General features: G+C 67.6%; 27 protein-coding genes. 4 read left to right on the plus strand and 23 right to left on the minus strand.

The features are described 5' to 3' along the window. Window positions 1-11: 11 nt before the first annotated feature. The 15 genes from ccmI to AC1DIN_RS05430 all read right to left on the minus strand — a co-directional run bounded on the left by ccmI (window position 12) and on the right by AC1DIN_RS05430 (window position 12,478). Window positions 12-1,115, minus strand: a complete 1,104-nt coding sequence (ccmI, locus tag AC1DIN_RS05360) for a c-type cytochrome biogenesis protein CcmI (RefSeq protein WP_476808966.1) — start codon at window positions 1,113-1,115, stop codon at window positions 12-14. A gap of 68 nt (window positions 1,116-1,183) precedes the next feature. Continuing rightward, window positions 1,184-2,560, minus strand: a complete 1,377-nt coding sequence (locus tag AC1DIN_RS05365) for a sensor histidine kinase (RefSeq protein WP_441468606.1) — start codon at window positions 2,558-2,560, stop codon at window positions 1,184-1,186. Window positions 2,561-2,569: 9 nt separating this feature from the next. Then, window positions 2,570-3,238, minus strand: coding sequence for a response regulator transcription factor (locus AC1DIN_RS05370; RefSeq protein WP_441468607.1), 669 nt, complete (start codon window positions 3,236-3,238; stop codon window positions 2,570-2,572). Between the two features lie 39 nt (window positions 3,239-3,277). Next, window positions 3,278-3,601, minus strand: a complete 324-nt coding sequence (locus tag AC1DIN_RS05375; protein WP_476808967.1) for a PepSY domain-containing protein — start codon at window positions 3,599-3,601, stop codon at window positions 3,278-3,280. Between the two features lie 63 nt (window positions 3,602-3,664). Beyond that, window positions 3,665-7,582, minus strand: a complete 3,918-nt coding sequence (locus AC1DIN_RS05380; RefSeq protein ID WP_476808968.1) for a baseplate multidomain protein megatron — start codon at window positions 7,580-7,582, stop codon at window positions 3,665-3,667. Further along, on the minus strand, window positions 7,582-8,013 hold the full coding sequence (locus AC1DIN_RS05385; RefSeq protein ID WP_476808969.1) for an NlpC/P60 family protein: 432 nt from the start codon (window positions 8,011-8,013) through the stop codon (window positions 7,582-7,584). Before AC1DIN_RS05385 ends, AC1DIN_RS05380 begins: the two co-directional genes overlap by 1 nt. Then, window positions 8,010-8,891 carry a DUF2163 domain-containing protein gene (locus AC1DIN_RS05390; RefSeq protein WP_441468611.1) on the minus strand — a complete coding sequence of 294 codons (882 nt, stop codon included), beginning with the start codon at window positions 8,889-8,891 and terminating at the stop codon, window positions 8,010-8,012. The genes AC1DIN_RS05385 and AC1DIN_RS05390 overlap by 4 nt, the downstream gene beginning before the upstream one ends. Window positions 8,892-8,900: 9 nt before the next feature. Beyond that, entirely contained in the window at window positions 8,901-9,542 is a 642-nt protein-coding gene (locus AC1DIN_RS05395; protein ID WP_441468612.1) for a phage distal tail protein, Rcc01695 family, read from the minus strand. Window positions 9,543-9,551: 9 nt separating this feature from the next. Next, window positions 9,552-10,145 carry a phage tail tape measure protein gene (locus AC1DIN_RS05400; RefSeq protein ID WP_476808970.1) on the minus strand — a complete coding sequence of 198 codons (594 nt, stop codon included), beginning with the start codon at window positions 10,143-10,145 and terminating at the stop codon, window positions 9,552-9,554. 36 nt (window positions 10,146-10,181) lie between these two features. Then, window positions 10,182-10,379 carry a rcc01693 family protein gene (locus tag AC1DIN_RS05405; protein WP_441468614.1) on the minus strand — a complete coding sequence of 66 codons (198 nt, stop codon included), beginning with the start codon at window positions 10,377-10,379 and terminating at the stop codon, window positions 10,182-10,184. Then, window positions 10,376-10,720, minus strand: coding sequence for a gene transfer agent family protein (locus AC1DIN_RS05410; protein WP_476808971.1), 345 nt, complete (start codon window positions 10,718-10,720; stop codon window positions 10,376-10,378). The genes AC1DIN_RS05405 and AC1DIN_RS05410 overlap by 4 nt, the downstream gene beginning before the upstream one ends. 10 nt (window positions 10,721-10,730) lie before the next feature. After that, complete coding sequence (locus tag AC1DIN_RS05415; RefSeq protein WP_441468616.1) at window positions 10,731-11,141, minus strand: phage major tail protein, TP901-1 family; 411 nt, start codon at window positions 11,139-11,141, stop codon at window positions 10,731-10,733. 19 nt (window positions 11,142-11,160) lie between these two features. Next, on the minus strand, window positions 11,161-11,571 hold the full coding sequence (locus AC1DIN_RS05420; RefSeq protein WP_476764968.1) for a DUF3168 domain-containing protein: 411 nt from the start codon (window positions 11,569-11,571) through the stop codon (window positions 11,161-11,163). Then, window positions 11,568-11,906, minus strand: coding sequence for a phage head closure protein (locus tag AC1DIN_RS05425; protein WP_476764967.1), 339 nt, complete (start codon window positions 11,904-11,906; stop codon window positions 11,568-11,570). Before AC1DIN_RS05425 ends, AC1DIN_RS05420 begins: the two co-directional genes overlap by 4 nt. A gap of 2 nt (window positions 11,907-11,908) precedes the next feature. Beyond that, entirely contained in the window at window positions 11,909-12,478 is a 570-nt protein-coding gene (locus AC1DIN_RS05430) for a head-tail connector protein (protein WP_476808972.1), read from the minus strand. Window positions 12,479-12,562: 84 nt separating this feature from the next. On the opposite strand from AC1DIN_RS05430, the gene AC1DIN_RS05435 reads away from it, so the two are divergent. Further along, the gene (locus AC1DIN_RS05435; protein ID WP_476764965.1) at window positions 12,563-13,339 is read left to right on the plus strand and encodes a S1 family peptidase; all 777 of its coding nucleotides are present in this window, start codon (window positions 12,563-12,565) and stop codon (window positions 13,337-13,339) included. Window positions 13,340-13,398: 59 nt separating this feature from the next. Then, window positions 13,399-14,244 (plus strand): S1 family peptidase, encoded by an 846-nt coding sequence (locus tag AC1DIN_RS05440; RefSeq protein ID WP_476764964.1) that lies wholly within the window; start codon window positions 13,399-13,401, stop codon window positions 14,242-14,244. 6 nt (window positions 14,245-14,250) lie between these two features. Here AC1DIN_RS05440 and AC1DIN_RS05445 read toward each other — a convergent pair whose 3' ends face one another. From AC1DIN_RS05445 to AC1DIN_RS05465, 5 genes are all read right to left on the minus strand, one after another. Then, window positions 14,251-15,498 carry a phage major capsid protein gene (locus AC1DIN_RS05445; protein ID WP_476808973.1) on the minus strand — a complete coding sequence of 416 codons (1,248 nt, stop codon included), beginning with the start codon at window positions 15,496-15,498 and terminating at the stop codon, window positions 14,251-14,253. A 21-nt stretch (window positions 15,499-15,519) separates the two neighbouring features. Beyond that, window positions 15,520-16,026 (minus strand): HK97 family phage prohead protease, encoded by a 507-nt coding sequence (locus AC1DIN_RS05450; protein WP_441468623.1) that lies wholly within the window; start codon window positions 16,024-16,026, stop codon window positions 15,520-15,522. Between the two features lie 172 nt (window positions 16,027-16,198). Next, complete coding sequence (locus AC1DIN_RS05455; RefSeq protein ID WP_441468624.1) at window positions 16,199-16,399, minus strand: hypothetical protein; 201 nt, start codon at window positions 16,397-16,399, stop codon at window positions 16,199-16,201. Beyond that, window positions 16,396-17,577 (minus strand): phage portal protein, encoded by a 1,182-nt coding sequence (locus tag AC1DIN_RS05460; protein ID WP_476808974.1) that lies wholly within the window; start codon window positions 17,575-17,577, stop codon window positions 16,396-16,398. The genes AC1DIN_RS05455 and AC1DIN_RS05460 overlap by 4 nt, the downstream gene beginning before the upstream one ends. A gap of 120 nt (window positions 17,578-17,697) precedes the next feature. Beyond that, window positions 17,698-18,987 (minus strand): DNA-packaging protein, encoded by a 1,290-nt coding sequence (locus tag AC1DIN_RS05465; protein WP_476809376.1) that lies wholly within the window; start codon window positions 18,985-18,987, stop codon window positions 17,698-17,700. A 55-nt stretch (window positions 18,988-19,042) separates the two neighbouring features. On the opposite strand from AC1DIN_RS05465, the gene AC1DIN_RS05470 reads away from it, so the two are divergent. After that, window positions 19,043-19,528 (plus strand): hypothetical protein, encoded by a 486-nt coding sequence (locus tag AC1DIN_RS05470; RefSeq protein WP_476808975.1) that lies wholly within the window; start codon window positions 19,043-19,045, stop codon window positions 19,526-19,528. Here the strand turns inward: AC1DIN_RS05470 and AC1DIN_RS05475 are convergent. After that, window positions 19,498-20,079, minus strand: coding sequence for an LOG family protein (locus tag AC1DIN_RS05475; protein ID WP_476808976.1), 582 nt, complete (start codon window positions 20,077-20,079; stop codon window positions 19,498-19,500). The genes AC1DIN_RS05470 and AC1DIN_RS05475 overlap by 31 nt on opposite strands. Beyond that, window positions 20,076-21,458 carry a dipeptidase gene (locus tag AC1DIN_RS05480; protein WP_476808977.1) on the minus strand — a complete coding sequence of 461 codons (1,383 nt, stop codon included), beginning with the start codon at window positions 21,456-21,458 and terminating at the stop codon, window positions 20,076-20,078. Before AC1DIN_RS05480 ends, AC1DIN_RS05475 begins: the two co-directional genes overlap by 4 nt. 185 nt (window positions 21,459-21,643) lie before the next feature. Here AC1DIN_RS05480 and AC1DIN_RS05485 point away from each other — a divergent pair, with 185 nt between their 5' ends. Next, the gene (locus AC1DIN_RS05485; RefSeq protein WP_441468629.1) at window positions 21,644-22,987 is read left to right on the plus strand and encodes an Nramp family divalent metal transporter; all 1,344 of its coding nucleotides are present in this window, start codon (window positions 21,644-21,646) and stop codon (window positions 22,985-22,987) included. A gap of 141 nt (window positions 22,988-23,128) precedes the next feature. Here the strand turns inward: AC1DIN_RS05485 and AC1DIN_RS05490 are convergent, their stop codons facing one another. After that, complete coding sequence (locus tag AC1DIN_RS05490; RefSeq protein WP_476808978.1) at window positions 23,129-24,673, minus strand: helicase HerA-like domain-containing protein; 1,545 nt, start codon at window positions 24,671-24,673, stop codon at window positions 23,129-23,131. Between the last annotated feature and the right edge of the window lie 67 nt (window positions 24,674-24,740).

Here is a 24,740-nt window from a genome sequence, read left to right on the forward strand (position 1 = left end):
CTGGGCGACACTCACGGCTTGGCTTCCTTCAAGGCCAATTCATCGGCCAGGGCATCGATGGCCGCAAGTGCTGCCTGATCCTGCGACAGCCGCTCGCGCGCCGTCTTCACCGCCTGCACCGCGGCGTCCCGATCGCCGAGGACGGCGCGGGCGCGGATCAGGCGGCTCCATTCGGGCAGCGTTCCGCCGCCAGCGGCCAGCCGCGCGGCCAAGCCGTCTACCATGCCCTTGATCGCCTGCTGACGTTCGGCTTCCGGTAAAGCCGCGACCGCCTTGCGCCCGGCATCGGCCTGCATCTGCTCGATACGGGCGCGCACGGCAGCGGCCCATTCCGCTTGCGGCGGCGCATCGGCGAGGAGTTGCTGCAGAGCGGACAACGCGCCTTCCCCATCGCCGTCCTGCTCCTTGCCGACGGCGAGATAGTAGCGCGCTCGCGCGTTGCTCGGGTCGAGCTTGACCGCTTCCGCCAAGGCTTCCCGCGCAGCCGCCGTCACGATGCCACCGGCTTCGAGAATGCGGGCCTCGCCGAGCCCGGCGAGCAGATCGGTGTCGGGCTTGCCGTAGCGAACTGTCGCCGCGAAAGCCTTGACTGCCTCGTCGTAGCGTCCCTGTCTCAGATAGATCGGCGCGATCAGGGACCAGCCTTTGGCGTCGGTCGGATTGGCCGCAAGATGGGCCTCCATACGCGCCAGGACAACGGCGAAATCCTGCTGCGGCCCGGCCTTCTCGAGCCGCGCGGCCAGCGGCTGGTCGGAGAAGCCCGGCGAGCCGTAGAGCCCGTAGACCAGCAAGGCGAGGAGCGGCACGACCGACAGCATCAGGGCCGAGCTGGCACGGCGGCGCCGCAGGGACGGCTCGGTCTCGCCCGAAGGGCCAACCTCGTCGTTGGCGGCCCGCAGCAGACGGCGCGCCGCCTCGGCACGCGCCGCCTCCGCTTCCGACTCGGCGATCAGCTTGCGCGCGAGATCGCGGTCGATCTCCTTGAGCTGCGCGCGATAGAGGCTCTTGGCATCCGCTATATCGGCGAAATCCTGAAGCTGGCCGTGACTGAGCGGCCGGAGCAAGGCGAAGATCGCCGCTCCCGTCATTGCCGCAAAGATCGTCCAGATCATCATAGGGTGTTCTTAGCGAATCGGCCGGTCGAGTTCATGGCGACAAAGGGTCACGCGGGCTTGGATTTGATCTAGATCGAAGGCAGGACGAGCCGCGCGCGCAACCCACCCAACGGCGAACGCTGCAGCGTCAGCTCGCCGCCATAGAGCTTGGCGAGATCGACGACAATCGACAATCCGAGGCCGGACCCCGGTGTCGCCTCGTCGAGCCGGCGGCCGCGCTTCAGCACTTCCGCCATGGCACCATGCGGGAGGCCTGGACCATCGTCGTCGATCAGCAACGCCATCTTCTCATTGTCATCGGCCTTGCCACTCTCCAGCGAGACCTCGACTTTCGACGACGCCCATTTGAAGGCATTGTCGAGCAGGTTTCCGAGCATTTCCTCGAAATCCTGCTTCTCGCCGCGGAAGCGCAGCGTCTTCGGAACGGCGTGCGAGCCGGCGATCTCCCTGTCCTGGGAAATTTTCATGAAGGTCCGCAGGAGCGCTTCAAGCGACGGAACCACCTCGGTGACGCCGCCCAACGCGCCGGACAGCGCAGCGGCCCGCGCCCGATCGAGATAATACTGGACCTGATCCCGCATGATCGCGGTCTGTGTCCGAACGGTCTGCGGGAGTTGCCCTTCGCCCGAACCTGCCTCGTTCATCATGACGCTGAGCGGCGTCTTGAGGGCATGAGCGAGGTTGCCGACCTGCGTGCGGGCGCGATCGAGAATCTCGTGATTGGCGTCGATCAACTGATTGAGTTCGCTCGCGAGCGGCGCGAGGTCGGGCGGGTACTGGCCCGCGATGCGCGGGCTCTCGCCCGTCCTTACCGAACCGACGGCGGTCCGCAGGCGCACCAGCGGCCGCAGGCCGAACCGGACCTGGACTAGCGTCGAGGCGACAAGCGCAAGGCCGAGCAGCAGGAAGGTCATCGCCAGCGCGAAGCGGAAATCCTGGATATCGCCTTCGATCTCATCGGCCGGCGCGGCGACGGCAACGGTGAAGCGACCGTCCTCGCCGACATCGATCTCGCGCTCGAGAATGCGCAGCTGGCGATCGTCCGGGCCGGAAACGTAGCTCTCCCGCAGACCGCGGCTGTTGGGCGCGATCGACTGGTCGAGGAGCTTCGGCAGCTGGCCACCGACCAGTGACCGTGACGCGCGCACATTGGGCCGCTCGCCATCGAGGCGGGTGATTTGCCAGTACCAGCCGGTAAGCGGCAGGTCGAAGCGCGGCTCGCCGAGATCACCGACCGTCTGGCGCTCCGTTTCGGGCGGCGCGGCGAGATCGGCGACGAGTTGCTTGATATAGACCGAGAGCCGCTCGTCGAAGCCGCGCTCGGCCGAGCGGCGGTAGAAGGTGGTCAGGCCGACACCGGCCAGGACCAGGATGAGGACGCAGCAAAACGCCGCCGAGAGAAAGAGCCGCGCTCCCAGCGAATAACGATGGGATTTGAGGACCATCTCCCGCGATCAGACCTTTTCCGGAGCAGCGGCGATGTAGCCGAGGCCCCGGACGGTCTCGATGACGTCGACCCCGAGCTTCTTGCGCAAGCGGCCGACAAAAACCTCGATCGTGTTGGAATCGCGATCGAAATCCTGGTCGTAGAGGTGCTCGACCAATTCGGTGCGCGAAACGACCCGCCCCTGATGGTGCATCAGGTAGGAGAGCAGCCGATACTCGTGCGAGGTCAGCTTCACCGGGTTGCCATCGACCACCACGCGGCTTGCCCGCGTATCGAGCCGAACCGGTCCGCAGACGAGTTCCGATGTGGCATGGCCGGCCGCGCGGCGCAGCAAGGCGCGGACGCGCGCCAGAAGCTCCTCGACATGAAACGGCTTGACGACATAGTCGTCCGCGCCGGCATCGAAGCCCCCAACCTTGTCGCTCCAGCGGTCGCGCGCCGTCAGGATCAGCACCGGCATAGTCTTGCCAGCCCGGCGCCAGCCCTGCAGCACCGCGACACCATCGACCTTCGGCAGGCCGAGATCGAGAATGACGGCGTCATAGGGCTCGGTCTCGCCGAGATAGAGCCCCTCCTCGCCGTCGAAAGCCTTGTCGACGGCGTAGCCGGCGTTCTCCAGAGCGGTCACGATCTGGCGGTTGAGGTCCTTGTCGTCCTCGACGACGAGCAGTCTCACGGTGGGTTCGCTCCAGTTTGTGCAGATGCCGGCAAGCAGTCAGCGGATGGTGGCAATCTTGCCGGATTGTCCTTCCAGCGTCACGCGTGCGACCCGCCCGTCGCGTTTCAGCGTCGTGACGACATAGACGAAATCGTCGCCCTGCCGACAGAGCCTGATGCGGACAACTTCGCCTGGAGCCGCATGGCGGGCATGGCGCGAGGCTTCGGCCGGCTGCATGACCCGGCCGTCGGCAACGGCGTCGCGCGTTTCATCCGAGGAAAGGCAAGACATTGGCGTCGCATCGTCGACCCGGATGATCGGCATCGGCGGCGAGGTCATGAGCGCGAAAGCGAGGATCGGTTCGACCGGCATCATCGACATGGGCTAATCCCATCCGCGTGAATGGGCCATGAATGCATCACCCCGACCACAACCTAGACTAGATCACGCGATGGCGATCCGTCCACGCCATTCGCGCCCTCGCCCCACGGTTGTGCTGAGCTGGGCCAAAGACAATGAAAGTTCCTCCTGCTGCGAACCGAAATGCGCGAGCTCCTGCGCAGCCGGATAGAGCCACTCGGGCGCATTCACGATTTCGGCATGGATGGGCAGCTCGCCGTCGAGAACGCGGATTTCGTAGCGCTCGCCCTCCTCGCCGATGGGAACCTCGGCCAGATCCCACGAATCACCGTCGCTGCGGGTGCGCCGCACCCAGCTGAGACGGATGCCGGCTCCCGAACGACGAGCCTTCGCTCGGACCGGGGAAAGCGGCAGCAGCGCGTCGCTTCTCACCTCTGCCGTGACCTGCGTCATCGTCGGGTCGCCGACATCGTGGCGCGCCGGGCCAATGCGGTAGCGTTGCTGCTTGCCGATATCGGACAGATCCGTCGTCAGCGTCACAGCCGCCCCATCGAGAACGACGACACGGGCTCCGGGCGGCAGATGGCGAGAAGCAGCCGCTTCCGATCCAGCCATTCCGCGGACGAAACGCGAGAGGCGGAAGCGCTGCGGACCGATGAGATCGACCTGTGCCACCGTGACGATCTCGATCTCGCCGTCCTCGCCAATCAAAGCCAGCGCGTTGGCGCCGCCGAGCGCTGCATCCGACGACACGGACGACATGACGCCGCCGCGCAACAGAACCTCGAGCGCGGCACGCCGATCGGTTCGCCAGAGCGGCCCTGGCGGGAGCTCGGTCAGCGTTTCGCCAATGATCGAGGGAGCCTCGACGAAGCCGCCGAGATCGAACAAGCCGGCCTCGTCGGCGCTCCAGATCGCCAGCGCCCCCGGCCAGGGCGATGCGAAAGCCGCGAGCGAGAGCAATGCCGGTGGCTGTGCCGCAACGATCGGCAGAGCGAGCGGAACCACAAGAGGCCGGCCGGGCAAGGCCGGCGGCGTCCGCGGAGGGCGAGGCCCGCCCTTCGCGCCTGCGCTCGCGTAGATCGCGGGTTCGACGGCACGCGCGCTGATCTGCCGGGTCGCGCCATCGGCGATACGCGTGATCCGGAACAGGCGGCGGCCCGTATCGACCGGCACGGAGACGACGTCCCCCGGCTCCAGGTCGAGGCAACGCGGCGACAGCTCGCATTCCAGCGTCTCGCGCCCGGCCCAGGCCTCCTGCAGGCGCTGGTCGGCCAGGCGATGGGCCTCGGCGGGGCGGGTTACGACGGCCATCTCGACCGCAACCTCCCGTCGCGCCGCGCCAGCAAGGCGGCGCGAGCGGCTTCCGGCTTTGCGATAGTCGCTTTCGCTGTCGCTGAAGCCGAGGCGCAGCTCCAGCGGCAGCTCAGTCTCCTGGGTGCGGCGCAGCGTGAAGGGCTCGCCGTCGCGATCCGTAACGAAATCGTCATGGCCGAGCAGCCGCGAGACCTTGCCGCCCCGCCCCTCGAAGCGCATGCGGCCCGCGCCCATCACCGCGTCGAAACCGAAGGTCTGAGCGAGCGGTTCAAGCGCCTGGCGCGCGGAAAGCGGCCGGTCGAGCACATAGCCGTCCACGAAGCCGTCGACAGCCATGCCGTTTGGGGGCGGCAGGCCGAAATCGGCGAGCAGCCTGGTGATGAGACGATCGACGGGGGTACCTTCCAGGCGGCCGTTCAGCCAGTGCCCCGTCTCGAAATTGGCGCCGTCCGCCCAGATGCCGCCAAGATCGGGAAACGCGGGAAACGGCCGGGCGTCCCAGTTCCAGACGACAATATGTGCCGGGTCGACCATGCGGATGCTGCTGACTGGATGAACCGGATTGCGCGCGGGATCGAAGCCGAGGCGGTCGGGATCGAAGCCAGAGATGATCGCTTCCAGCCCGCGCGCCTGCACCAGATCGTCGCGCGCACCGCTGGAGAAGGGCGGGAAGCCGCCTTCGGCTGAACGGGTATCGGGAAAGACATTGGGCGCGTTGGCGCCCTTGTCCACCGCCGGGATGCCGATCTCGGTCAGCCAGATCGACTTCGCGCCTGGCACGAAAGGCGTGGCACTGGTCTCGGCTCCGCCCGAGCGCCGGATATGCGCGTTGCTCCACCAGCCATGGAGGTCCTTGGGCCGGAACAGCCAAGACTTTCCGTAGGCACCGTCGGTGATGGGCAACCTCGCCTGCGCGGCGCGGCCATCTTCATCGGCATAGCACCAGTCGAAGGCTTCGCCCGCGGTCAGCCGTTCGCGGAGATAGGCGAGGTCAGCAGGCCCGCGCGCGATGGCAGCATCGGCGTGTTCCCCGGAATCACGCCAGTCCGAGAGCGGCGGATAGTAGTCGATCCCAACAGCGCCGATCGCCGGCGAGGCCCAGAGCGGATCGAGCGGAAAGTCGATGTCCTGGCCACCGTCACGGACATCGGCACCATATTCCGTCCAGTCGGCGGCATAGGTCAGGGTTGCCGTGGGCAGAATGGTTTTGGCGTCCTGAGCGATCCCGACGAGGTGGTCGGCCATCGGATAGCCGGACGCGCCACGCAGATGCGTCAGCCCGACCAGTTCGGAACCGATCACGAAGCCTTCGACGCCACCTGCGGCCTGCGCCAGCATCGCGCAATGCATGATCTGGCGGCGATACGACCACTCGTCGGGCTTGGCGCAGGCGATGACGCTGCCCGCGAGGCCCATGTCGGCTGGGCCGACCGTGCCGACGAATGCGGCGATCTGCGACGCAGCCGCGGCTGTGCCTTCCACGCTCCCCGGGCGGCCCTGCGCCGGATCACAGGTGATCCGTCCGCGCCAGGGGTAGCGCGGCTGGCTCTCCCCACCCGACCAGGGATCCGACAGCGCATTTCCCACGGGGACGTCCATCATCAGGAAGGGATAGAGGACGACTTCGAGCCCGTAATCGAAGCGCAGGCGCTGGATCAGAGCTATGATGCTCTCGTCGGAGGGAGTGCCGCCGAAAGCCGGGCGGCCGTCGATCTGGCTGACGGCGCGCGCCGAAGCGCGCGTCAGCCCCGCGACGGACCATTCGGCGCCGACCGTCGGCTTGTGCGGGATCTCGACGCGCGGCGCGACGCTGCAGGAACCGGCGCGCAGATCGTCGCCGAACCATGACACCACGAGCGAAACGGAGCGTAGGTTCGGGCAAAGCGCAAGGAGATGGCCGAGCGCCGTATCGACGTCCGACCCGCCATAGAGCTGGTGGCGTGTCAGCCCCTCGCTGACGCCCGGCTCGGGCTCGTGGCCGACAGGCCGCGTATCGTAGACGAACTCGCCAGCTCCCGGGATCAGCGAGACGGCGCGGATCATGCCGCCCAACCCCTCGACAGCGCGGACAACCTCGAAATCGAACTGGGGCACGCGGTTGCCGTAATCCGCGAGCGGGAAACGCTCAAAGACGACATAGGCGAGGCCGCGATAGGCCGGGGCGTCGCCCGCCTCCTTCGCGGCGATGAGCGGATCGGGCTCTTGCGTTTCGTGCCCGTGATGGACGCGCATCGCGACGGTGCTGACGTCGAGCTCACGACCATCGACCCAGATGCGCCTGATGAAGGCGATCGCCCCCTCGCAAAGGCCGATCGCGAGGTGGGCGTGGTAGCTATAGGTCGTCTCATAGGTCTTTTTCGAGCGGCCGCCCTTGCCACCGCTCTTGCCGCGGTTGACCGAGACGGTGACCTCCTCCTCGAAGCGCGTCGCCCAGATGAGCTGGCCGCCGAGGCGTGCCCGGCCATAGACCCGCGGAATCGATGCACCCTCGGTCGCCGCGAGGCCGTTCACCTCCTTCAGGCGCGGCCCTTCGACGACCTTGTTGCCGCCCGCGCTGCCGAGCCAGGCCTGATCGATCGTCGCGCCGGCCAGACCGCCGAGCGCCTGGCCAATCGCGCCGCCGAACGGTCCGCCCAGCGCGGTGCCGAGCGCCGCACCTGCGACCTGGAGGAGAAGAGTCGCCATCAGTCGGTCACTCCGGGGAAGGAAAAGGCATGGCTGAGATGGCGCCGCCACCAGGGCGTGAAGGCGACCTCGGCAACGACCGCCCCGTCATGGGCATGGATGATGCGATCAGGCTCGCTCAGGATGGCGCAGTGCTTGGCCGGCAGATGCTCACGCCAGCGGAAGAGCAGCACGTCACCCCGTCGTTCGGCCGCGATCGCGACCGGCGCGAGATGGCGCAGTGCCGCGCTCGCCAGCGTCTCCTGCCGCAGGCTTTCGGCCCAGTACGGCGTGTAGGGCGGCGGCGCCTCGGGCTCATCACCAAGCAGATCGCGCCAGATCCCTCGGACGAGGCCGAGACAATCGCAACCGACGCCGCGCAGCGAGGCCTGATGGTGATAGGGCGTGCCAAGCCACAAACGCGCCGCCTCGACGATCTCGTCCCGCCTCATCGGAACAGGCTCCCGCCGTCGAGCGCTCCGTCTCCGGGGCGGACGCCGCCGATGATGAAATCCGTCGTCGGCATGTGCGGAAAGCCGCGGAAATTGACGCCGTTGCCGAATTTCGCCCGGCAAGTGGCGAAGCTCTTGTCGCAGCCCGGCGCGACGCTGAAATCGTCGCCGGCCAGGATCGCCGCGGCCGGTGCCTGCCAGAGCTGGAAGACAGCGCGATCACCCTCGATGCCGTGCCGCTTCACCTCCGTGGCGAAGCCGGCATTGGCTCCGCCGGTGAAGACGAGCCGCCCGCCGGTGAAATGGCCATCCGGGTAGGAAGCAAGCCCTTCGGCGGCGAGCGCCAGGCGGCCATCGCTCGCAGTGACTTCAGCAGAAACCGGCGCCAGTGCGACGCCGCAGCGCGCATCGCCGAGATCCGCCGAGCAGGAGCGAAGGTAAAGGCGCCCGCGCTCCTCATCGAAGGCCTTGGCGAAACCGCGCACCTCGGCCGTGAAGCTGTGCTCGCCGCGCCTGACTTCGCCGACGAAACCCTCCTCGAGCAGCAGCCTCTGCTCGGGCACGGCCCAATTGACCAGCCAGATGCGGACTCGCGCATCGTCATAGAGCCCCCGCGCAAGGTCGGCCTCGTTCAGGCCCGATGCCGCGAAGGCGCCGGCGACATCGCCGCCGCCGATGGCGAAGCCGAGCTCGGCCGTCGCCTCCGCGGCCTCCAGCCCGGTCGCCGCCGCATAGGTCAGACCGTCGAAGGCAAGCGCCCGGTCATGGTCGGTAAAGCCGAGTACGAGCCCGTCGCGGCGCGTCAGGCTCCAGCAGCGGCACAAGGTGGTTGCCCCGCTCTCGATATGGGCGGCCAGAGCGGCAGGGATATCGCGCATGGTGCAGCCTCAGGGCAGTATCTCGACGACGGGGATGCGCGGGATCTCGCCAGCCTCGAACGCCGAGAGATCGACGTCGATCGCATCGATGTCGAAGCGCACGGGCACGTCGAAGGCGAAGCCCGCCGTCACCGTCGCATCCGGTGGTGGGACCGAGCCCGGCACAAAGGTGACGCGCCCGGTGGCGGTGTCGCAGGCGAAGTTCGCCGTCGGCTGTTCGACGCCATCGAGCGCGATCCGGACGGTTCCTTCGCATGGCTTGGCGATGTCGCGACGATAGGCTGACGGGCCGGAGCCATAGGACTTGCAAAGCTGGAAGACGCTCGTGGCGCCATCTCCGACCCCGATGGCTTGATCCGTCGCGGCGGGCTCCCGCGAAGGCGACGAGCTCTTCCAGTCGAGCTGATCGCGCCAGCGGAAGCCATAAAGCCGGCCCCTCCGCTCCTCGAAGAAGCTGACGACGGCAGCCAGGGCGTCGAAGCTGCGCACACCGAGCCCGGCGTCATAGCGGCGTCGGGAATGAGCCCAGCGGCTGTTGCGCACTTCGCGGCCCGAGGCGAGCGTAACGATCTGCGTCTGACGTTCAGGCCCGCCCCGCGCGCCACGCGCCACATCTGTCGGGAAACGGACTTCGTGAAAATCGGTCATCACGCTCTCCGCTCAGAGCGCGCGGCTGCCGCGCGCGACGGCACGGGCGATCGCGGCCGAGACCTGCGCTTCCGAACGGCGGAAGCTCTCGGCGTCAGGCGTTGAGACCTGAACGACGACGTTGAGCGGGCGCGCCGAGCCGCCGGCCGCGGCACGCACGCCGAGCCGGCCGTCCGGGCCGCGCAACAAGGGCATGATGGCCTCGGCACCGCGCTCGCCCATCAGGCCGAGCCCGCGCCCCGTCGGGAAATAGGAAGGGGAGGCAACGATGCCGCCTTCCGCGAAAGCTTTGACGGGAACGCTCCCACCGGAAGAGCCGACGCCCCCGCTGAACAGGCCCGTAAGACTTTCCACACCCGTCCCGAGTAGTTTCGACAGGCTGGTCTGGAGGGGCTTCAGAGCCGTCTTGAGCAGGCTGTCGGTCATCGAACGGCCGACGCTGCGCAGCACGTCCTCGAAGCGCTTGCCCTCTACGACGCCACGAGAGAAGGCATTTACGATCGATTTACCAAAGCTTTCCGAAGACCTGTTCAGAGATTGAGTCAGCGTATCCATCGTCCGCAGATCGGACGGGCGGACGGAATCGGCGCCATCTTCGCTGGCCATGATCATCCTCTTCAGAAATTGATTCAGGACTTGCCGTCAGCTGTCTGGATAGGCAGCCATGAGTGCCGACAATGCCGCGCGATCCGTGGCACTGGTCGCCACACCGCGATGCGCGTTCAGAGCGGCTGCGATCTCGCGCGGCGTCGCCGCCCAGAACTGGTCTGGCGGCCAGGCCAGTCGCCCGAGCCCGAAAGCCATGACGTCGTTCCAGGGAAAGGCCGCCGGCGGTTTCACCCCCCCGGCGGCTGCGGAGGGCGGTCGGCGTCCTCCTCCCCGAAGGTGGCTTCGAGCAGGGCGATCGCGGCCTTGATCGCTCCGCTCAGCCCGCCGTCGAAGGACAGGCCTGCCACGTCCTCGTCCCGGATTGCCCTGCCCGCTCCCCGCAAGCCGGCTGCGATGATGCGGATAATGTCGCGGGATGAGAGCGGGCCATCCACGAAGCGCTCACCGAGAGCCGGCAGGCTGTCGACTGCAAAGGCGTGCTCGAGCTCGGCGAGCGCACCCAACGTCAGCCTCATCGATAGGGCATCCCCCGCAACCATGAGCGTCGTCTCGCCACGATGACGATTGACCATCGTCCCCTCCTCAGAGTGCCGTGAAGGCGAGCGAGCCGGCGGATTCCAGCGAGAGATCAAACGTGACCTCTCCGGCGTGGTCGCCGCGATATTCGAGGCTCGTCAGCTGGAAGGGACCTCCGATCGTGCCGAAATCCGGCACGACGACTTGCCAGTCCCGGATGACGCCGTCGAAAAAGCTCTGCCGGACGAGGGCATCCGAGGCCTCGTCCTTGAAGATGCCGGAACCGCTGATGCTGGCACGGCGCACTCCCGCCCCCGCCAGCAATTCGCGCCAGCGCCCAGCCGATTCCGAATGAGTCACGTCGACGGTCTCGGCGTTGAAGGCGATCTGCCTCGCCCTCAACCCCGCCACAGTGACGAAAGCGCCGGCGCCATCCGCCGCCTTCAGCAGCAGGTCCTTGCCTTTCTGTGCCGCCATGCGGCTTCTCCTTCCGATGTCAGAGTGTTTCGGTGACCGCGCGGAAGCGGATCGTCACATGGCCGAGCCCGCTGCGCGGTTCGCGGGCGAGCCGGCTCGACAGCCAACGCAGATTGACGAGAGAGTGCCCTTCCAGAGCGAGCTCGGCGTCGTCGAGCGCGCCGACGATCAGCCCTGCCGCTTCCAAGGCCTGCCGCGAGGAAGCGCTCTGCGCCGCCCACACGACGAGTGCGAGTTCCTGCTCGCAGCCGCGCTCGCTGCCGGTAGACCCGTTGCGGGCCTCGACATCGCCATGGACGACATAGAGACCGCGCGTCGCGCGCGGCGCCTCATCATGGACGCGCCCGGGACCGATCAGCGCCGTCAGCGCCGCATCGGCCGTCAAGCGAGCCTGAATCGCCGCCCGCAGAGCCAGGACCACGTCGCTCATGGCTTCACCTCCTCCACCAGGCAGAGGAGGCGCCGACGCGAACCGTCGGGATCGGCAACGGCTCGAATGTCGAAGATCCGGTCGCCGTCGCGCAGCCGCTTGCCGGCATCGAGATCGCCGCGCCAGCGCAGCGTCACGCGGTGGGTCGCAACCTGCTCCGGGCGCCCCTGGCGCCACTGCTCGGTGCCCGAGAGCCATTCGACCTGCGCCCAGAAGGCGGCGACCGCCTCGAAGACTTCGGTTGATCCTCCCAGCTCATCCGGCGTGGAGGCCGGCGCCTCCAGAATAAGCCGACGCCTCAGCCGGCCGATCGCAGATCGAACAGCATTCGCCATGTTCAGAGCCTTCCACGGCGGAATGGGGCCACCAGCGCGGCGATCGCGCTGGGCAGGGCCCGCGCGTCACGGCTGGCAACGTCGCCCCGCTCCTCGAACCAGCGGGCGGCCAACCTCAGCACCGCCTGGCGCAGCGGGGCGGGAACGGAGGCGGCCGTCGCCCCGTATCCGGCAACGATGTCGATCTCGATCGCGCCGTGATTGCGGCCGATCTCCGGCAGTTCCCCGGTCACGCGGATCAGCGGAGGGTCGGCATTTCTGTCCAGGGTGAGCGCCGCCTCGGTGACCGGTTGCGGAGCCCCGAGCACATCGTAGACCCGTGCCGCCTCGATCCGGGCGATCGGTGACAGCGGCAGCCTGATCTCGCCATTGCCGGGCCAGCGATCGAGAACGATGCGCCAGGGCTGCTCGATCAAGCAACGGCCCGCCGCCGCCTCGATCATCAGCCGTGCGGCCGTGATCAACGTGGCGAGCAGATCATCCTCGTTGCTATGGTCCAGGCGCAGGAATAGCCGGGTCTCGTTGAGCGTGACCGGTTCCGCCGTCGGCGGAGCCAGGGCGAGCGGCGTCATGTTCATCCCCTTCATAAGGATCGTCTGGACGGTTCAATTGCGGAGCGCGGCGCGCTATCAGCGTTCCGTCGGAAAGGAGCACTCATGCGCATCGCGAATTGGATCGTCGCCGCCTCGCTCGGCAGCGCGGTCTGCGGGCTCGGCCCCCTGCCCGCGCAGGCCGTGGTCGGCGGCCGCGAAGGCGGACCAGCCGCCGACTCGACCTTGATGGTCCTCAACGCCCGCGGCGGTGTGTGCAGCGGGATCGTGCTATCGGCGCGCGCCATTCTCACGGCCGCTCATTGCGCCGCCGGCGGAACGGAACTGCGCATTCATTGGCGCGAGGCGGGAGAGCCCGTTCTGATCGCGCCTGCGACAGTCAGCTTGCATCCCGAGTTCGATGCCGGTGCGATCCGCAGCCGGCGGCGCTCGATCGACCTCGCTCTGATCCGGCTGGCCGAGCCTCTGCCGGCGCGTTTCGCCCCGGCGGAGTTGATCGACGGGCCGCTGCCTCCAGCGGGAAGCTCCGTGACGCTCGCCGGTTACGGGGTCGCCCGCGAAGGCGAGGCCCGCAGCACGGGTACATACCGATCCGCCACGCTGGCAGCCATCGAGCCCTATGGCCCGAGCCGCATCCTGCTCTGGGCGGCGGATCCGGCCGGTGTCGGCAAGCAGCCGGGCGCCAGCGCCTGCCAGGGTGATTCCGGCGGACCGATCTTCGCCGATGGCGGCATCAGCGCCGTGACCAGCTGGTCGACCGGTCCGAAAGGCCGCAATTGCGGACTCCTCACCCAGGGCATCCTGGTCGCGCCGCAGCGACACTGGATCGACGCGACACTGTCCCGATGGGGCGAAGCGGCACGCTGGTCGAGGGGCCGGTGAAAACGCTGGACTGCGCCGCGCCACCTCCTAGATTGATCAGCCGTCCACTGGTTCACGTCATGATCCTGCGCTCGCTTGCCGCTCTCGCGTTTTCCCTTCTGGCTGCCGCAACGGCGCAGCCCGCCCTGGCTGTCGTCGGAGGCACCGACTCGCGCGATGCCCATGGCGCCCGCGCCTGGACCGTGCGGGTCGAGACCAGCCGCGGCGAGTTGTGCTCGGGCGCTGTGATCGCGCCTGAGATCGTGCTGACGGCCGCGCACTGCCTGATGGGCGGTGGCTCGATCAGCGTCGTCAGCCTCGATCCCCGTTTCCGGGCGCGGCGGCAGATGGTGGTTGCGGTCCTGCCGCATCCGAGCTTCGTGCCCGGCACCACGCCGCGTACGCAGCCCGGCACCGACCTCGCCCTGCTGCGACTGGCACAGCCGCTGCCGCAGGACATTGAGCCGCTCACACTGGGCGGCGGCCTATGGCAGGGCGAAACCGTCACCATGGCGGGCTTCGGCCTCTCGGCCGAGAACAACAAGCGCACCGCCCGTCGCCTGCGCGAAACGCCGCTGCTCAACGCCGGCAACTATACGACCCAGAACACGGTCAAGGTCGCGGTGGATGTCGAGGCGCGCGGCGAAGCGCCGGGCGCCGGCGCCTGCCGCGGCGATTCCGGCGGCCCGGTGCTGCGCGGCTCGACGCAGTCGCGGGACCTCGTGGGAATCGTGAGCTGGTCGAGCGGACCGCTCAACACGCGCGCCCGGCGCATTTGCGGCGGCTTCACCGCCATCACGCCGATCAGCGATTACCGCGGCTGGATCTCCGAGGGTAGCGCGCGGCTGCTTTCATTCGGCGGCGAAGCGCAACCGAACGAAGCGGCCCAGCCGCGCGCTGCCTTCAGCTGGTGGTTTTCGCACTGAGCAACTTCAGACCGCGAATTTCAGCCCCTTGATCGCCGCAAAGTCCTGGACGCCGCCGCCGACGCGCTTGGTCGTATAGAACAGCACATAGGGCTTGGCGGAGTACGGGTCGCGCAGGATCCGCACGCCCGCCCGGTCGACGACGAGGTAGCCGCGCCGGAAATCGCCGAAGGCGATCGAGACCGCGTTGTTGGCGATATTCGGCATGTCCTCGGCCTCGACCAGCGGGAAGCCGAGCAAGGTCGCCGGCGCACCGGCGGAAGCCGGCGGCTGCCAGAGATAATTCCCGGTGGAGTCCTTGAACTTGCGGACGGCGGCCTGCGTCTTGCGGTTCATGACGAAGGAAGCGTTCTGGCGATAGCCGGCCTTCAGCGCATAGACTAGGTCGACCAGCACGTCGGACGGGTTCGAGGCGGCGAAGGCGCCGGCTACACCGGTGTTGAGCACGCCGATATTGCCCCAGGCCCAGCTCGCATCGGCCACGCTCGGATAGGCGAGGAACCCCTTGGGCTTGTCGGTGCCGTCGCCGTTGACGAAGGCAGCGCCCTCCTGCTCGGCGAAAGCGCTCTCGACCTCTTCGGCGATCCACTGGTCGACGTTGACGATGGCGTCGTCGAGCAGCGTCTGCGTCGCGGCCGGCATGGCGTAGAGTTCCATCGCCGGAAAGGAGAGTTCAGCCAGGGTGGGCGAGCCCGTCTGCGGGCGCGCTGCCGTCTCCGCTACCCAGCCGGAGGCCGGGCCGGTAGTGGAGAAGGCCTTCTTGTAGGTGCCCGACGAGATTGTCCGCACCGTCGCCAGCGAACGGATCGGCGAGACGTTGGCCAGGCGGCGCAGGATCTCGCCCTCGACGGTCGAAGGAGCCAGGTAGCCGCCATCCGGGCCGGAGCCGGCGGAAAGGGCCTTGGCCTCCAGCCGCTTCAGCCCGCCGGCTTCGCCGGTGCGGACATAAGCCGCGAAGGCGGCCTTGTGCTCGGCGACGAGCGGGTCGCCGGCCGGACCGTCCTGTCCGAGGGACGGACGGGCGCGCTCCAGCGTCAGCCGGTCGATGCGGCGCATGGTGTCGTCGAGCGCGGCATCGATGCGGGTGAGCTTCTCCTCGGTCAGCGGATCGGCGCCGTGGCGGGTTTCGATGCCGGCGAGGCGCTCGTCATTGGCGGCGCGATAGCTCTCCAGCGTGTAGCGCAGGTCCTCGAAGGCAAGCGCGAGATCCGCGCCGGCGGCCTTGGTCTCCGGAGCAGTGTCGAGATGGGTCATGGGTTCTCCTCGGGGTGATGGTCAGGCGAAAGCGGGCCGGGGCCAGGCCGTCTTGACGGCACTGATCCGGGCCTGGGGCAGCATCGGGAAGGTGACGATCGAGACCTCCCAGAGATCGACGCGCTCAAGCCGGCGCAGGCCCGTGCGGGGCTCGTTGCGGGCGCGCTCGGGGCGGAAGCCGATCGACAGCCCGTCGATCGCGCCTTCCCGCATCAGGGCGTGGATTTCGCGAGCCCGGGTGACGACGAGCGAAAGCCTGCCGCGGACGAAGAGGCCGCGGCTGTCCTCGGCGAGACTGAGCCAGCGGCCGAGCGGCTCGGCCGGGTCGTGCTGCCAGAGCAGCTTGACGCCGGAGGGGCCACGCCGGGCGAGACTGTCGCGGAAGGCACCGGGTTCGACCACGTCCTTGCCGAGATCGGGGATGCGGAAGAGGCTGGCATAGCCTTCGAAGACTCCGTCCGGCATGACGCGCGCCGGCTGCAGCGGCAGCAACTTGGATTCGAGCGGGAGCCGATGCGAGCCGCTCATTGGCCGCCCTCCCCGCCTTTGCCGGCTCGCGGACGCCCGCCCTCCAGCTTCGCAAGGTTGCGGACGAAGCTGCTGAAAGTCTCCGTCGTCACCCCTTGGGGACGCGCCTTGGCCGGTTGTGCCCGTCCACCCCCCTGCCGCTTCGACGGAGGTTTCGCGTCGCTACTGCCCTTCATGACTGGTCCCCCTCGTGGCGTGCATTGAAGCGGTTGAGTTCGCGGACGAAGTCGTCGAAGCGGCGGTTCGCAGCCGTGAGTTCGCGCAGGACGAGCCAGGCGAGGCCGGAGGCGCTCGCCGCCCAGAGCAGCAGGCCGAGATGGCCGACATCGGCCCGGCCGATGAAGGCTGTAACGATCTGGTCGAGCAGGTTCATGATCGCTCCTTGCCGAAGGCGCGCCGGCCGTAGCCGACCGCCTCGCGTTTCTCGTCGTCGTCGAGGAAATTCGCCGCGCCGAGGCGCCGCCAGAGCGACTCGCGCTCGTCGGCCAGTGCCTCGACCGCGTCGAGATCAGGTTCCAGCAAAAGGTCATCGCCGAACGCTGGGCCAAGCCATTGCGCCAGAGACTGCGCCGTGCGCCTCACCAGCGGGATCACGGTCTGGCGCCAGAGTGCGCGGTTGGCCTCGGCGAAATTGGCGTGGGTGTTGTCCCCCGGCAGGCCGAGCAACAGCGGCGGCACGCCGAAGGCGAGCGCGATCTCGCGCGCCGCCACGCCCTTCGCCGCAACGAAGTCGAGCTCCGCCGGGGTCAGCGAAAGCGGCTTCCAGTCGAGCCCGCCTTCGAGCAGCAGCGGGCGGCCGGCATTGCGGGCGCCCTGGAAGGAATCCTCCAGTTCCTGCTTCAGCCGGTCGAACTGGGCCTCGGTCAGCGTCGCGCCTTCCGGCCCGTCATAAACCAGCGCGCCGGAGGGCCGCGCGGCATTGTCGAGCAGAGCCTTGTGCCAGTTGCTGGCGGCGTTGTGGATGTCGAGCGCGCTCGCCGCCGGCTCGACCGGCGAGAGGCCGTAGTGGTCGTCGACCGGGTGGAACAGCGTCAGGTGCAGGATGGGGGGCAATTCTCCCTCGTCCTGCCGGAAGCGCACCGTGTCGCCGCCGACCGTGTAGTCGTAAGCCTCCGGCCAGCCGTCGCGGCCGGGCACGACCCGCATCCGGTCGGGCCTTAGCGCATAGAGCTCGCGCGGCTCGCGGCCCGTGCTCACCCCCTCGACATAGGCGTTTCCCGCGACGAGCAGATGGCCGAACAGCATCTCGCGGAAAGCGATACCGCACTGGCGCGGGTTGGGCCGCTCGATCAGCGCCATCGCTGGATGCTCCGGCATCTCCCGCGCCCCGACCTTGGCGACGAGCGGCGTCTGCGCCGCAGCTTCAGCGATCAGGCGCACGCAGCGATGCACCACGGGATTGCGCTCATAGCCCTCGCGCGACAGGGCGACATAGTCGCGCGGGGTCCAGACGGCGCGCCCAGCCTCGTGCAGCGCGATCAGCGGCCCGACGCGCGAACGCTTCTGGTCCGGCGCGGCACCGCCGCGCAGGTTGCGAAGAAAATCGAACATGGAAATCTCGCTTTCTGACGTGCCGTCATGCTCGGGCTCGCCCCGAGCATCTCGGAAACCAGCGCTGTCTCGTCATGAGATTCTCGGGTCGAAGCTTCGCTTCGCCCGAGAATGACGCCCTTACATCCCCCTCACCCGCGGCCGGCCCTTCGGCGCGAGCATCAGATGGGTTAGCGCCCAGACGAGCGCGTCGAGCCGGTCGGGCGAACGGCCGCCTTCGAGGCCGCGTGGCCCGAAGGCGCACATCTCGTCCTCCAGATCCGGGAAGGTGCCGGCATGGCGCACCCGGCCCTGCGCATAGAGCGCGGCGACCGGCTCGGCGCGCAGGTATTTGCCCCGCGTCGCCCTGACCGAAACGACGGGAACGCCGGCATCGACCTCGCGGATCACGCTCTCGACCATCTCGCCGCCCTGGTTGACCTCGACGACCAGCGCGTCCGCCTCGTGCCGATTATAGAGCGCGACGGCCTTCTCGGCCCACTCATGAGGTCTCGCGCCGGCGAGCGTCGCATCCTCCAGCACGTGGCCGATGCCGTCGCTATCGATGCCGGCCACGACCAGCCCGCAGCGATCGGCCCGCTGTGAAGAGGAAGCCGGCGGGTCGACGGCGACGGCGATGCGGGCGAGCGGCGGACGCTGCCGCTCGCGAGCCGACTCGATCATCACGCGGGTCCAGAGCGCGTCCGGGCTCTCCTCGACGATCTCGCCATCGAGCTCCTGCCGCCCGAGCCGCGTCCCGCCATAGGTTTCGGTGACGGTTCGGACGAAATCCGCGGCAAGGTTGAAGCGGTTGTCCTGTGTCTTCGCCCGGCTGACCGCGACATGCGGCTCGACCAGCAGGCGCCTGACCAGAGGCACCGGACGCGGCGTCGTGGTGACGACCTGGCGCGGGCTGTCGCCGAGGCGCAAGCCGAATTGCAGCATGTCCCAGCACTCCTGAAGGTTCGGCCATTTCGCCAGCTCGTCGGACCAGGCGGCGCCGAATTGCGGGCCACGCAGCCCCTCTGGATCCTCGGCGGAGAAGACCTGCGCGATCGCGCCGTTCGGCCATTGCAGGCGGCGCAGCGAAGGCTGCCAGGTCGGTCGTTCCCAGCGCGTGTGGATCGCGAGCAGGCCGGAGACGCCTTCGATCATCACGTCACGGACCTGCCCCTGTGTCTCGCCGAGGAGGGCGATCCGCTCCGTCGGCATCTCCGCGAAGGGCGGATGGCCCAGAGCCATGCCTTTGACCCATTCGGCGCCGGTGCGAGTCTTGCCCGCGCCGCGCCCGCCCAAAACCAGCCAGATCGGCTTCAGCGGCTCGGGCGGCAACTGATCGGGGCGTGCCCAGATGTCCCAGGTACAGCGAATGAGTTCGACGTCATCCGCGGTCGCCGTCGGCATCAGCTTCTTGAGAAGGCTCACCCGCATCCTGAGCGGCCAGCGCTTCAAGACGTCGAGCAAGATCCTGACGGAGTTGTGCGACATGTCGCAGATCGTCGGCAGCGGAAGGCTCATCCGTATGCTTGTCCTTCCTCGCGGCCTGGGGCTCCTCGATCGCGACCAGCTCGCGCACGGTGCGCGCAAGGACCGCCAGCGCCTTGGCGTCGGCCTCGCTTGCAGTGGTGCCTTTCGGCAGGTCGGCGAGATGCTCCTCATGCGTATCGATCTGGCGCTTGGCGGCGCGCCAGAGCTGGCCCACCACCGCCCGCCGGGAGACAGTCGCCCGCTTTGGCTTCGACTGGGAGGGCGGTTGCGGCGTGGTGCCGTCCTGTTCAGCCATGCGTCCCTTCCCGATGGCAGGCACGAAAAAGCCGCCGGCTGGGGGCGCGGCGGCTTCATTCGGGCGGATTTCGTGAGCGTTCCTGATCTCTACACGATCAGCGTCACGATGTCAAGACAATATTCCTACAACCTGGAGACACAGAGTGCGAGGATAACTCAGGCCTGCTCCTTCTCGATCCATTTGTAGGTCGCGGCCGGAACATAGTTCTCCATCCGGTCGAGCAATGTCGCCGGCTCGGTATCGGTCATCGCCATGGCGCGATGACTCTGCTTCAGGAAGCCGACCTCGACGGTCTGATCCAGGAAGGTCGCCAGCGGATCGTAGAATCCGGCGACGTTGAGGAGGCCAAGCGGCTTGGCATGGATGCCGAGCTGCCCCCAGGTCCAGATCTCGAACAATTCCTCGAAGGTGCCGATGCCGCCGGGCATGGCGATGAAACCGTCCGAAAGCTCGGCCATGCGCGCCTTGCGGGTGTGCATGGTGTCGACGACCTCGAGCCGGGTGAGACCGACATGGCCGACCTCCTTGTCCTTCAGTGCCTTGGGAATGACACCGTGGACCTGCCCGCCGGCCTCCATCGCGGCGTTGGCGACGATGCCCATCAGCCCGACGGCGCCGCCGCCATAGACCAGCGTCAGGCCGCGCCGGGCGATCTCGGCGCCCATGGCGCGGGCCCCCGCCCCGTAGATGGGATCATTGCCGGGGTTCGAACCGCAGAAGACGCAAACCGATCTCATGAACCAAGAGCCTGCAAGATACGGGCCCAGGAACGCTGGCCCTTGTGGAAGGAGGACAGGTCGTATTTCTCGTTGGGCGAATGCACCCGGTCGTCGTCGAGGCCGAAACCGACGAAGAGCGTGTCGATGCCGAGCGTCCGCTTGAAATCGCCGCCGACGGGGATCGAGCCGCCGCTGCCGATCGAGACCACGCGCCCACCCCATTCGTCAGCGAGCGCCTTGCGTGCCTTCTGGAGCACCGGCGAATCCGTCGGAACCGCCAGCGCCGGGGAGCCGGAATGACTGATGAATTCGGCCGTGACGTCCTCGGGCAGCCGATCGCGGACGAACTGGCGGAAGGCTTCGGCGATCCTGACCGGATCCTGATCGCCGACGAGGCGGAAGGAAACCTTGGCCGAGGCCTTGCCGGGAATGACGGTCTTGCTGCCCTCCCCCGTATAGCCGCCCCAGATGCCGTTGACGTCGCAGGTCGGACGCGACTGGATCTGCTCGATCAGCATGCGCCCCTTCTCACCGATGGAATGCTTCAGGCCGACCTGTCCGAGGAACTCCTCTTCCGTGAAGTTGAGATCGGCCCATTCGGCCTTCTGGGCGTTGGTCGGCTCGTGGACACCTTCATAGAACCCGGGAACGGTGATGCGGCCGCTGTCGTCATGCAGTTCGCCGAGGATTTTCGTCAGCACATGGATCGGGTTGCAGGCCGCACCGCCAAAGAGGCCCGAATGCAGGTCGCGATCGGCCGCGGTCAGCGTCACCTCCTGATAGACCATGCCGCGCAGGGTCGAGGTGATCAGCGGCGTCTCGCGGTCCCACATGCCGGTGTCGCAGACCAGCGCGTAGTCGGCCTTCAGCTCGGCGGCATTGGCCTTGATGTAGCCGGGAAGGTTGACCGAGCCGGACTCCTCCTCGCCCTCGACGAGGATCGTCAGGCCGATCGGCAGGTCGCCGGTCTCGGCGAGCGTCGCGCGCACGGCCTCGATGAAGGTCATGACCTGGCCCTTGTCGTCGCAGGCGCCGCGAGCCGAGATGACCTTGCGGCCTGGCTCCAGCTCGCGGACGGTCGGCTTGAAGGGATCGGTATCCCAGAGGTTCAGCGGATCGACCGGCTGGACGTCGTAGTGGCCGTAGAACAGCGCATGCGGCGCGCCCGGCTTCGGCCGATGGGCGAGGACGACGGGATGGCCGCCAGTCTCGCGCAGCTCGGCCTTGAAACCGAGAGATTCAAGATCGGCCCTCAGCCATTCGGCAGCGGCGCGCGTCTGCGCATTGAACGCCGGGTCGGTGCCGATCGAAGGGATTTCGAGCCAGGAAGACAGGCGTTCGAGGGAACCGTCGAGCCCGGTGTCGAGACGGTCGAGAATAGCGGGGAGCTTGGTCATGGCTGCCATCGGAAGCGATTCAGGTGACACCATCATGGCAAGAGCCCGCACGGGCGTCAGCCCACAATCATGCATTGCCGCCCGGCCTGGCCGCAACTCTAATTGACAACGCTTCGCAACTGCATTGACAGCACCCGGAACGGCAGCTACTCCTTATTGCGAACAAGTTGCAGCAAGGTCCAATCATGTCGCAGGGCGCCCCGGAATCCACCTCGATCTGGCTTCGGTCTCGGGGCGAACCTTCGCTGACGGACGTCTTCCGAACGGTCGCGGTGACGCCGACCTCCTCGTCCTGGCGCAAGTTCCTGGCCTTCTTCGGCCCGGGCTATCTCGTTGCCGTGGGCTATATGGATCCCGGCAACTGGGCGACCTCGCTCGCGGGCGGCGCTCAGTTCGGCTACACGCTGCTCGTCGTCGCGCTCGTCTCGAACCTGATGGCGATCATCCTGCAGTCGCTCTGCGCGCGGCTCGCCATCGCCACCGGGCGCGACCTCGCCCAGGCCTGCCGCGACGCCTATCCACCCTATATGGCCTGGCCGCTCTGGCTGCTGGCCGAACTGGCGATCTGCGCAACCGACCTCGCCGAGGTGATCGGCACGGCGATCGGTCTCAATCTGCTCTTCGGCATCCCGCTCGAGATCGGTGTTCTGATCACCGCCTTCGACGTGTTCATCATCCTGTGGCTGCAGACGCGCGGCTTCCGCTGGATCGAGGCCTTCATCATCACGTTGCTCGGCGTCATCGCGCTGTGCTTCGGCATCCAGATCGCGCTCGCCGATCCGAACTGGGGCGAGGTGATCCGCGGCTTCGCGCCGACGACCGAGATCGTGACCAACCCGAACATGCTCTACATCGCGCTCGGCATCATCGGCGCGACTGTCATGCCTCACAACCTCTACCTGCACTCCGGCATCGTGCAGACCCGCGCCTATGGCCACACGCTGCCGGAGAAGCGCGAGGCGCTGAAGTTCGCGACGATCGACTCCACCGTCGCGCTCTGCTTCGCGCTGCTGATCAATGCCTCCATCTTGATCCTCGCCGCCGCGACCTTCCACAAGGCCGGGCATACCGACGTCGCCGAACTCGGCAAGGCGCAGGAACTACTGCAGCCGCTGCTCGGCGCCTCGATCGCGCCCTCGCTCTTCGCCATCGCCCTGCTCTGCTGCGGCCTCAACTCGACCGTGACCGCGACCATGGCCGGGCAGATCGTGATGGAAGGCTTCCTGCGCATCCGCCTGCCAGCCTGGATGCGGCGGCTGGTGACGCGCCTCGTCGCGATCGTGCCGGCGATCGCCGTCACGCTGATCTATGGCGAGAGCCAGACGGCGAAACTGCTCATCCTGAGCCAGGTCGTGCTCAGCCTGCAGCTGCCTTTCGCGGTGGTGCCGCTGGTCATGTTCACCGCATCGAAGGGCAAGATGGGTGCTCTGGTCGCGCCGCGCTGGCTCAGCCTGACCGCTGGCCTCGTCGCCGCGATCATCATCCTGCTGAACATCAAGCTGCTGTTCGACCTCGCGACCGGAGCGTGACGGCGGCGACAGCGTTCCTATAATGAACTCGTCATGCTCGGGCTTGGCCCGAGCATCTCCTGCCGAAAGAGGCGCCAGTGCCCTTTCGGGGCTGAGATTCTCGGGTCTGCGCTTCGATCCGCCCGAGAATGACGACCGGGCTCAGCGCTTCCCGGACATGGAACCGAGAATGCCCCGCAGGATGGCGGTGCCAACCTGGCGGCCGATCGAAGTCGCGGCCGAGCGCGCGGCCGAGGTGATGACCTTCTCGGCCATGCTCTGCGGCAGCGGGCCGCCGCGAGAACCCGGCCCCGTCTTCGGGCGCTGTTGAGGCGCGCCGCCGCCGAGCCAGCCGCCAATCGTATCGAGGATACCGCCGCCCCCGCTGCCACCCGTCGAAGCCTCGATCGGCGAGCCGTCCGGATTGAGGTTCTTGCGCTTCATCAGTACTTCATAGGCCGACTCGCGGTCGATCATGGTGTCGTACTTGCCCTTCTCGGGCGAGGCATTGATGGCCTGCTGGCGCTGCTGGGGCGTACAGGGTCCGACCTGCGCCATCGGCGGCGCGATCAGCGCGCGCTCGACCATTTCCGGCGAGCCCTTGCCCTCCAGCATCGAAATCAGCGCCTCGCCGACGGCGAGCTGGCTGATCGCCTCCTCGGTCTTGATCTTCGGGTTTTGCCGGAAGGTCTCGGCGGCGGCACGCACCGCCTTCTGATCGCGCGGCGTGAAGGCACGCAGCGCGTGTTGGACGCGGTTGCCGAGCTGGGCGAGCACCGTATCCGGGATGTCGAGCGGATTCTGCGTCACGAAATAGACGCCGACGCCCTTGGAGCGGATCAGGCGCACGACCTGCTCGACCGCCGTCAGCAGCGCCTTCGGCGCGCCGTTGAACAGCAGATGCGCCTCGTCGAAGAAGAAGACGAGCTTGGGCTTGTCGAGGTCGCCGACCTCCGGGAGCTGCTCGAACAGCTCCGAGAGCAGCCAGAGCAGGAAGGTCGCGTAGAGCCGCGGATTGTTCATCAGCTTGTCGGCGGCGAGGATGTTGACGATGCCGCGGCCATCGCGATCCGTCTTCATCAGGTCGTTGATGTCGAGGGCAGGCTCGCCGAAGAAAAGATCGCCCCTCTGGTTCTCCAGAACCAGCAGCGCGCGCTGGATCGTGCCGACGGTCGCCGAGGTGACGTTGCCGTATTTGGTGGTCAGCTCCTGGGCGTTCTCGGCGATGAAGGTCAGGATCGCGCGCAGGTCCTTCAGGTCGAGCAGCAGGAGCTTCTGCTCGTCGGCGATGCGGAAGGCGATGTTGAGCACGCCCTCCTGCGTGTCGTTGAGATCGAGCAGGCGCGCCAGCAGCAACGGCCCCATTTCGGAGATCGTGGCGCGGACGGGGTGGCCCTGCTCGCCGAACACGTCCCAGAACACCGTGGTGAACTGGTCCGGCTCGTATTTCAGGCCGAGTTCCTTGGCCCGGTTGACGAAGGCCGGCTTGGAATCGCCGGGCGCGACGATGCCGGAGAGATCGCCCTTGATGTCGGCCGCGAAGACCGGGACGCCGTTGCGGGCGAAGCCTTCGGCCATCACCTGCAGCGTCACGGTCTTGCCGGTGCCGGTCGCACCGGTCACGAGGCCGTGGCGGTTGGCGAGCTTGAGCAACAAGTTTTCAGGCTTGCCGCTCTTGCCGATCAGAATCGCGCCGTCATCCGCCATCGCATCCGCCTATGAGATTTCTCAGAACCTGTGTGGAGGGTGTAACCAAACGACGCAGAAGGCGGAA

This window comes from Allobosea sp. 05T438, assembly GCF_056396025.1.